Source organism: Propioniciclava sp., from assembly GCF_036744435.1.
Taxonomy (GTDB): domain Bacteria; phylum Actinomycetota; class Actinomycetes; order Propionibacteriales; family Propionibacteriaceae; genus Propioniciclava.
Map to the genome: position 1 here is coordinate 1 of NZ_DAIOIA010000130.1, position 7,914 is coordinate 7,914.

At 70.1% G+C, this 7,914-nt stretch carries 10 protein-coding genes; 9 read left to right on the forward strand and 1 reads right to left on the reverse strand.

Annotated elements, in window-relative coordinates:
• The 4 genes from V7E09_RS13165 to V7E09_RS13180 all read left to right on the forward strand — a co-directional run.
• Positions 1–576: Hsp70 family protein (locus tag V7E09_RS13165; protein WP_324523516.1), on the forward strand; the 576-nt coding region annotated here is incomplete at its 5' end.
• Between the two features lie 172 nt (positions 577–748).
• Positions 749–1,207: a nucleotide exchange factor GrpE gene (gene grpE, locus V7E09_RS13170; protein WP_324511393.1), complete on the forward strand. Its 459-nt coding sequence runs from the start codon at positions 749–751 to the stop codon at positions 1,205–1,207.
• Positions 1,208–1,237: 30 nt separating this feature from the next.
• Positions 1,238–2,383 carry a molecular chaperone DnaJ gene (gene dnaJ, locus V7E09_RS13175; RefSeq protein WP_324511390.1) on the forward strand — a complete coding sequence of 382 codons (1,146 nt, stop codon included), beginning with the start codon at positions 1,238–1,240 and terminating at the stop codon, positions 2,381–2,383.
• A gap of 7 nt (positions 2,384–2,390) precedes the next feature.
• Entirely contained in the window at positions 2,391–2,831 is a 441-nt protein-coding gene (locus V7E09_RS13180; RefSeq protein ID WP_324523517.1) for a heat shock protein transcriptional repressor HspR, read from the forward strand.
• A gap of 15 nt (positions 2,832–2,846) precedes the next feature.
• Here the strand turns inward: V7E09_RS13180 and V7E09_RS13185 are convergent, their stop codons facing one another.
• Entirely contained in the window at positions 2,847–3,590 is a 744-nt protein-coding gene (locus V7E09_RS13185) for an AAA family ATPase (RefSeq protein ID WP_324511388.1), read from the reverse strand.
• 103 nt (positions 3,591–3,693) lie between these two features.
• Between V7E09_RS13185 and V7E09_RS13190 the strand changes: the two genes are divergently transcribed.
• From V7E09_RS13190 to V7E09_RS13210, 5 genes are all read left to right on the forward strand, one after another.
• Positions 3,694–4,593 (forward strand): hypothetical protein, encoded by a 900-nt coding sequence (locus tag V7E09_RS13190; RefSeq protein WP_324511387.1) that lies wholly within the window; start codon positions 3,694–3,696, stop codon positions 4,591–4,593.
• A gap of 81 nt (positions 4,594–4,674) precedes the next feature.
• Positions 4,675–5,211 carry a hypothetical protein gene (locus V7E09_RS13195; protein ID WP_324511386.1) on the forward strand — a complete coding sequence of 179 codons (537 nt, stop codon included), beginning with the start codon at positions 4,675–4,677 and terminating at the stop codon, positions 5,209–5,211.
• Positions 5,208–6,422, forward strand: coding sequence for an MFS transporter (locus V7E09_RS13200; RefSeq protein ID WP_324523518.1), 1,215 nt, complete (start codon positions 5,208–5,210; stop codon positions 6,420–6,422). Before V7E09_RS13195 ends, V7E09_RS13200 begins: the two co-directional genes overlap by 4 nt.
• Positions 6,400–6,753 carry an MGMT family protein gene (locus V7E09_RS13205; protein WP_324511384.1) on the forward strand — a complete coding sequence of 118 codons (354 nt, stop codon included), beginning with the start codon at positions 6,400–6,402 and terminating at the stop codon, positions 6,751–6,753. Before V7E09_RS13200 ends, V7E09_RS13205 begins: the two co-directional genes overlap by 23 nt.
• Positions 6,754–6,922: 169 nt before the next feature.
• A partial coding sequence (locus V7E09_RS13210) for a DEAD/DEAH box helicase (RefSeq protein ID WP_324523519.1) occupies positions 6,923–7,914 on the forward strand: 992 nt, incomplete at its 3' end.

The following is a 7,914-nucleotide window of genomic DNA, read 5'->3' on the forward strand; positions in this document are numbered from 1 at the left end:
AACTTCGAGCTCACCGGCCTGATGCCCGCCCCGCGTGGCGTGCCGCAGATCGAGGTCGCTTTCGACATCGATGCCAACGGCATCACGCACGTGTCCGCCAAGGACATGGCCACCGGCAAGGAACAGTCGATGACCGTCACCGGCGGCTCGGCCCTGGGCAAGGAAGACATCGACCGCATGGTCCGCGACGCCGAAGCCCACGCCGACGAGGATCGCAAGCGCCGTGAGGCCGTCGAGATGCGCAACGAGGCTGACTCGCTCGCGTTCCGCACCGAGAAGCTCCTCAAGGACAACGAGGAAGCCCTCGGCGACGACGTCAAGGGCCCGGTCGAGGCCGCGCTCGCCACGCTGAAGGAGGCCCTGAAGGGCACCGACAACGACGACGAGGTCAAGACCGCGATGAACGACCTCAACGAGAAGGCGTCCGCCATGGGCCAGGCCGTCTACGCCGCCGCCCAGGCCAAGCAGGCCTCCTCGGAGAGTGACTCCGCGAGCCAGGGCGAGTCCGCTACGAGCGACAGCGCCGACGAGGATGTCGTCGACGCTGAGATCGTGGACGAGGACGACAACAAGTAACGACGAGGCGCCGGCTGGGTAGGCTCCCGGGTGACCGGGGCGGCCTGCCCAGCCGGTGCCACACATCGCGAGGAAGTGGAGCACACACGTGAACGACCAACACCCCGACGACCCCACCGGCGCACCCGAGGGCTCGGAGCCCAGCATCCAGGTGCCCGACGACGCGTCGTCGATCACCGACGCGGCACCCGAGGCCGATGAGGTGACCACGCTGACCCAGGCGCTGGGCGAACGCACGGCGGATCTGCAACGTCTGCAGGCCGAGTACGTCAATTACAAGCGCCGCGTCGATCGTGACCGCCATGTCGCCCGCCAGGCAGGCATCGACCAGGTCGTCGGCGACCTGCTGCCTGTCCTGGACGCGATCGACGCCGCCCGGCACCACGAGGAGCTCGAGGGCGGCTTCAAGCTCGTCGTCGATGCCCTGGAGAAGGTCGCAGGCAAGTACGGCCTGATCGCGTTCGGTGAGGTCGGCGATGAGTTCGACCCGCACCTGCACGAGGCACTGATGCAGGTCCCCATGGAGGGCGACCACGCGCACCAGATCGTGTCCTCGGTGATGCAGAAGGGGATCAAGATCGGTGATCGTGTCATCCGGCCTGCGCGCGTGGGCGTCGCGGACCCCAACTGATCCAGCCAGCGTGATCCGGGAGGAGGCATCGTGAGCACGAACGCGGAGAAGGACTACTACAAGGCGCTGGGCGTCTCGAAGGACGCCAAGCCCGACGAGATCAAGAAGGCGTTCCGCAAGCTGGCCCGCGACAACCATCCCGACCAGCATCCCGGCGACGCGGCGGCGGAGAAGCGCTTCAAGGAGGTCTCGGAGGCCTACTCGGTGCTCTCCGACACCAAGAAGCGCAAGGAATACGACGATCAGCGCTCCATGATGGGCGGGTTCCGGTTCCCCGGGGGCGGTGGCAGCACATCGGGAGGGGCCTCCGGTCCCTCCGTGGAGGATCTGTTCCGCAACGCGGGCGACCAGAACATCTCCGACCTGTTCGGGGGGCTGTTCCGCAACTCGGGCGGGTCGCGCCGCACCACGCGCACCACGGCGCGCCGCGGCAGCGACATCGAGGGCGAGGTCAGCATCGAGTTCGACCAGGCCGTCAACGGCACCACCGTGTCGATGCAAACCATCTCCGATACCCCCTGCACCGCGTGCCGCGGCACGGGCGCGGCGCCCGGGACGGCGCCCGAGATCTGCCCGACCTGTGAGGGCTCCGGCTCGACCATGACGCAGACCTCCGGGGGATTCACGGTCTCCGAACCGTGCCCCACCTGCCACGGACGCGGACTGTACGTGGCCGACCCCTGCCCGGTGTGCCACGGCTCAGGGAGGGGGCGCTCTAGCAAGACCATGCAGGTCCGCATCCCCGCCGGCGTCGAGGACGGTCAGCGGTTGCGGCTCAAGGGCAAGGGCGGCGCGGGCGAGAACGGCGGCGCCGCCGGTGACCTGTTTGTCTTGGTCAACGTCAAAGCACACGCACTGTTCGGCCGCAAGGGCGACAACCTCACCGTCACCGTTCCGGTCACCTACTCCGAGGCGGCGCTCGGCGCCGACATCGAGGTGCCCACTCTGGGCGGACAGCGGGTCAAGCTGCGGATTCCGGCGGGCACCCCGAACGGGCGCACGTTCCGGGTGCGTGGCCGCGGAGTGCCGAAGAAGAACGGGGAGAAGGCAGACCTGCTGGTCAGCGTCGAGGTCCAGGTTCCGTCGGCGATGAACGCGGCGGCGACGGAGGCGCTCAAGGCGCACGCTGCGGCGCTCGGCTCGACCGACCCGCGCGCCGGGCTGTTCGCGAAGTGAGCTTGGCATGAGTGACGCCCTGCCCGCCAATCTCGACATCGAGTCGCCGCTGTTCACCGTGTCGGTGGCAGCGCGGTTGGCGGACATGCACCCGCAGACGCTGCGCGGGTACGACCGGCTGGGGCTGGTCGTACCCTCGCGGTCCAAGGGCCGAGGGCGTCGTTACTCCCTGCGCGACATCGCCAAGTTGCGCCACATCCAGCATCTCTCCCAAGACGAAGGCATCAACCTCGAAGGAGTCCGCCGGATCCTCAGCCTGGAGACCGAACTCGACGAGGCGAACCGGCAGATCGACCGGCTGCTCGGGGTGCTCGCCGGGCGTGAGGAGCGCAGCGGCGGGCGCACCTTCACCGTGGGGCGCGACAGCGTCCACCTGGGCCGCACCCTGCGCGTACGGCCCCCGCGCGCGCTACCGCCCGGCACGCGTGCCCTGACCGCCGGGGAGTGACCGCCCCGGCGTGGATCACTCCCGCAGATGCCGCAGGAAGCGCTGCGGGTCAGCCAGGAAGTACCGCTCGTTGACCACCAGGTCGAGATCCTCCCAGGTGGTGGCATGCAAGCCTGCGGTGTCCAACTGCCACAGTGCGGCCCCGGGCAATGCGGCAAAGACGGGGGAGTGGGTGGCGATCAGCACCTGAATGCGAGGATGCCGCGTCATCTCGACCAGCGCCGCGAGCGCATGCAGCGCCGAGGTGAACGACAGCGCCGACTCGGGTTCGTCGAGCACATACAGCCCCGGGCGCAGATCGCCGCGCAGGGTGCGGGTCCGACTCTCCAGGATCGCCCGAAACGACTCCCCGTGCGACAGCGCATGGAACGGATCCGGCCCCGAGGACTCCAGGTAGCTGAACAGCCCGTGCATCGTCTCGGCGCGCAGGAAGTAGCCTCCGCGCGAGGCCCCCGCCCCGCGCACGAGCTGGAGCGCATCGGACAGGGGTGATTCGGTACGCCGCGTCGAGAACCGGGCCCCCGTGGAGCCTCCCTCAGGGTTGAGGCCGTAGGCCTCCGCGATCCCCTCCAGAAGCGTCGATTTTCCCGATCCGTTCTCGCCGACCAGGATCGTCGCCTGCGCCACATCGAGCCCCCGGCGGAGCACCTGGGCAACGGCGGGGATGCGATAGGGCCACGTTCGCGGCTCCCACTCCGCGCCGCGCCGCGCCTCGACACGCCGCACCGGCCGATCGACCTCCACGAGCTTTCGCGCCATAGCCCCAGGCTAGGAGGCGGGTCCGACATGAACTGTGGCGAGTCCCCGCCGAACCTGTGGTTGAATCGAGGACGAACAGCCCGACGGACCGGAGGGATGGAGGATGAGCGGAACGGCGGCGTCCACAAAGGTGTGGCGACGACTAGGCTCCCATGCACGTGACGCCCTGCTGCGAGGGCTGGGGGACGCCGAGTTGCGCGCCATCCTCGCCGACATCGCGCGAGCACGGGCAGGGGCTCTCACCCCCGCGGACATCATCAAGCGCTGGCGGGAAGACCGCCTCCTGGCACCCAGCACGGCCGACCCACGTGCCGTGCTCGCCCTCACGCAGCGGCTGTGGGACGCCCTTCCACCTGAGTTCGCGGGCGTGACACTCTCGCCGCTCACCTCCTTGGGCACCGGCAGCCATCTGGGGGGACGCGGGCAGAATCGGGTCATCACCACCGTGCGGGGCAGCGAACTCGTCGCCGACCCGGCCCACGCCCTCGCCCTGGAGGCGTCCAAGCAACGCCGCACCGGCCATGCCCGCGTCCATCTGGCGACCCATGCCCGGGCGACCCACGCCTCCGACCCGGGCGAGGGTGCCGCCCACGAACTCATCTTCTCGCTGTGTTCGTCGGCCCCCGACGGCGGCGGGCTCAGCACCGAAGCCGAACTCCTCGACCTGCACCTCAGCTACTGGCAGGCGGCGCTCGCGACACTGGTGCCGTCCGTGGAGGTGCACCTGCTGGTGTGGGACACCTCCCTGGCGGCCCTGCTCGAGGGCCGCGGGGTCCTGGACCGCGTCACGGTGACCAAAGGTGCCGACCCGACTCCGTGGCGCAATCCGTACGCGACGGCGGCGTTCCGGCTCGTGGCCAGCGGGGAGCATCCCGTGGTCCTCGGCGACGGCGGTTTCGTGCCGTGGACGCAGGCTCTCACCCGCAACCGCAAGGATCGCTGCCTCGTCTCGGGGATCAGCGTCGACGCCCTCGTCCAGCAGCACTGGATCGCCGAACAGTAACCGCACGGAACCCCTGGTAACCGGCTGGCCGCGGCGTCCCGGTTCGATGGAACAATGGGGAAGCCGAGAAAGGGACGTCCCATGTTGCTGCGCGCACCCGCACCCCGCCCAGGCTTTCGCCTCCTGACCTTCGAATTGCCCGGCGACCATCCGGCCGGCCGGATCAGCGTTGTCGGGAGCTTCAACTCGTGGACCCCCGGGGTGACACCCTTCCTCGCCGACGGCGATCTCCAGCGCGCCCAGGTGACGGTTCCTGCCGACGCCGACGTCTCCTTCCGGTACCTCGGGGAACACGGCTGGTGGTTCGACGAACCGGACGCCGATCGCATCGACGACCAGGGGTCCCACCTCGCGCCCGACCCTGACGCCGCCATCTGGCGTCCCGAACCGGAGCCCGGTGACGCCGACGGTGCCACGATCAGCCCTGCCGAGTATGCGGCCGAGGTCGCGCTGCGACGTCGGCGCAAGGCGGAGAAGGCCAGCGTGAAGGCGGCCCAGAAGGCCCGCGAGAACGCCGCCAAGGCGGCGAAGAAGATCCGCCGGCGCGCCGAGAAGGCGGCGCGTCGGGCGCGTCGCGCCGTCGAGGACACGCCGTCGGGAAGCGACGATCAGGAGTGAGCCGTCTCTCTACGAGCGCCCGCCTGTGGTGGGCGTTGTTCGCGATCGCCCTGCTGGCGATCAACCTGCGTCCCGGCGCGACCTCGCTCGGCCCCGTGCTCGCCGAGGTGAAGCAGGGACTCGGCATCAATGGGACCGTCGCCGGCGTCCTCACCGCCCTGCCGGGGCTCGCGTTCGCCGTGTTCGGAGCGGTCGCCGTCTCCATCGGGCTGCGCATGGGCCTCACGGGAGCCCTGGCCGCGGCCGGCATCGTGTCGACCGTGGGGCTGCTGGCGAGACCATTCGTCGATTCGGCGCTGCCGTTCCTGCTGCTCAGCGTCCTGGCATTCGCAGGCATGGCCGTGGGCAACGTCCTGGTGCCCGCCTACATCAAGGAGACCTTTCCCAACCGGCTCGCCGGGGTGATGTCGGTCTACACCATCTCGCTCGCTATCGGCGCGACCGGCTCCTCGATGCTGTCCGCGCCGCTGTCTGGCATCGCGCCGGGCGGCTGGCGATTCGCCCTGGGGATCTGGGGCGTGGCGATGGCTCTGGCGACGATCCCCTGGATCGTGCTGGCGGTGTCCGACCGGCGACGGCGGGTGCCCGCCGACCCGGACGCCCCCCGGCTGTCCGGGTCCATCTTCGCGGTGGTCCGGTCCCGCAAGGCGATCGCCCTGGCGGTGTTCTTCGGCACCCAGTCGATGCAGGCCTACGTCCAGTTCGGCTGGTTGGCGCAGATGTTCCGCGACGGCGGCCTGGGCGCCACGGAGGCAGGCTGGCTGGTCGGCCTCACCGCGGCATTGGGTGTCCCCGCCGGATTCGTCATGCCGGTGATCGCCGCGCGGGTGCGCGACCCGCGCTGGGTCGTGGTGGTGCTGGGGGCGTTGCTCGTCGCCGGATATCTCGGGGTGTGGCTCGCCCCCACCACGCTGCCGTGGCTGTGGGCGACGCTGCTGGGAGTCTCCAGCTTCGCCTTCGCGCTCTCCTTGGCGCTCGTGACGGCGCGCACCCGAGACCCGCACGTCACGACGCAACTGTCCGGGTTCACGCAGTCCGTGGGCTACCTGTTTTCCGCAGGCGGGCCGCTCGTGGTGGGCGTCCTGTTCGACCTGACGCACGGCTGGACGGTCCCGTTGTGGTTCCTCCTGGCGAGCGCCGGTCTGTTCACCCTGTCCGGGGTGGCGGCCGCGCGTCCCGGATACGTCGATGACGACCTCGTCCGCGCCTGATCCGCGCGACCGCGTCGCGCTGGCGGTCGGTCTGGTGCCGCGCGGACGCGTCGCCGCCTACGGCGACATCGGCGCGATCGTCGGACTGGGTCCCCGTCACGTCGGTGCTCTGCTGCGGGACACGGAGGCGCCCTGGTGGCGGATCGTCGGCCACGACGGTCGCTCAGCCGTCCTGGACGCGGCGCTCCCGCACTGGCGGGACGAAGGCATCGAGGTCCGGCCGGACGGGCGGGGCTGCCGCATGGCTCGTTTTCGCGCGGACCTGGCGGAGTTGGCCACCGAGTATTTTCTGGCCGCCGCGCAGCGTGGTTGGGTCGTCTCGGAACCCTGATCGACACGTTCGTGGTCGGATCGACTAGAATGGGGTTCAGCGACCCGCACCAGTCTTGCCTCGGGTCGCATGATGATGCGATCCGATGTGGGTCGCTGGTCGCGCCGCACCGGTCACCGGACCGGATCAAGCCGAGCGCGCCGGGCGAGACGCCCAGGAATCAGGAACCATGACTTCGTCTTTCGCACGCCTCGGCGTGCCCACCAACCTCGTCGACGTGCTCGCCACCTTCGACATCGATACCCCGACCCCCATCCAGGCCGCCACGCTGCCCGACTCGCTCGCGGGACGCGACGTGCTCGGCCGCGGACGCACCGGCTCGGGCAAGACCTTCGCCTTCGCCCTGCCCGTCGTCGCGCGGCTCGCCGCAGACCGGCAGCGCCCGGCCGCCGGGCGCCCCCGCGCGCTCGTGTTGGCCCCCACCCGGGAGCTTGCCGCGCAGATCGCCGACTCGCTGCGTCCCCTCGCCAAGGCGGACCGGCTCAGCCTGTTGACCATCTTTGGCGGCGTCAACCAGAACCCGCAGGTGCGGGCGCTGCGCGACGGCGTCGACATCCTCGTCGCCACCCCGGGACGCCTGCTCGACCTGCGCGACCAGGGTCATCTGGCGCTCTCCGACGTGGCCGTGACCGTCATCGACGAAGCGGACCACATGAGCGACATGGGCTTCCTGCCCGGGGTGAAGAAGATCCTCGCGGCGACGCCGACGCGTTCGCAGCGGTTGTTGTTCTCCGCCACCCTCGACAACGCCGTGAACGTGCTGGTCAAGCAGTTCCTGCACGATCCCGTCGTCCACGAGGCCGACTCGGCACAGTCCCCGGTCGCCAGCATGCAGCACCACGTGCTCACCGTTGACCCGGCCGACCGGCTCGACGTCGTCGCCGACCTCACCTCCGCGCCCGGCCGCACCATCGTGTTCACCCGCACCAAGCACGGCGCCAAGAAGCTCGCCAAACAGCTCGTGGCCCGGGGCATCCCCGCCGTCGACCTGCACGGCAACCTCAACCAGAACGCCCGCACCCGGCACCTGGAGGCGTTCGGCTCCGGTCGCGTCGAAACGCTCGTTGCCACCGACATCGCCGCCCGTGGGATTCACGTCGACGACGTCGCGCTCGTCGTGCACGCCGATCCGCCCACCGAGCACAAGGCGTACCTGCACCG

What these genes read in the sequence shown, in the direction of transcription:
- V7E09_RS13180 (WP_324523517.1), top strand. Translation starts at nt 2,391, where the DNA reads ATGAGTGACGCCCTGCCCGCCAATCTCGACATCGAGTCGCCGCTGTTC.
- V7E09_RS13185 (WP_324511388.1), bottom strand. Translation starts at nt 3,590, where the DNA reads ATGGCGCGAAAGCTCGTGGAGGTCGATCGGCCGGTGCGGCGTGTCGAG.
- V7E09_RS13190 (WP_324511387.1), top strand. Translation starts at nt 3,694, where the DNA reads ATGAGCGGAACGGCGGCGTCCACAAAGGTGTGGCGACGACTAGGCTCC.
- V7E09_RS13195 (WP_324511386.1), top strand. Translation starts at nt 4,675, where the DNA reads ATGTTGCTGCGCGCACCCGCACCCCGCCCAGGCTTTCGCCTCCTGACC.
- V7E09_RS13205 (WP_324511384.1), top strand. Translation starts at nt 6,400, where the DNA reads ATGACGACCTCGTCCGCGCCTGATCCGCGCGACCGCGTCGCGCTGGCG.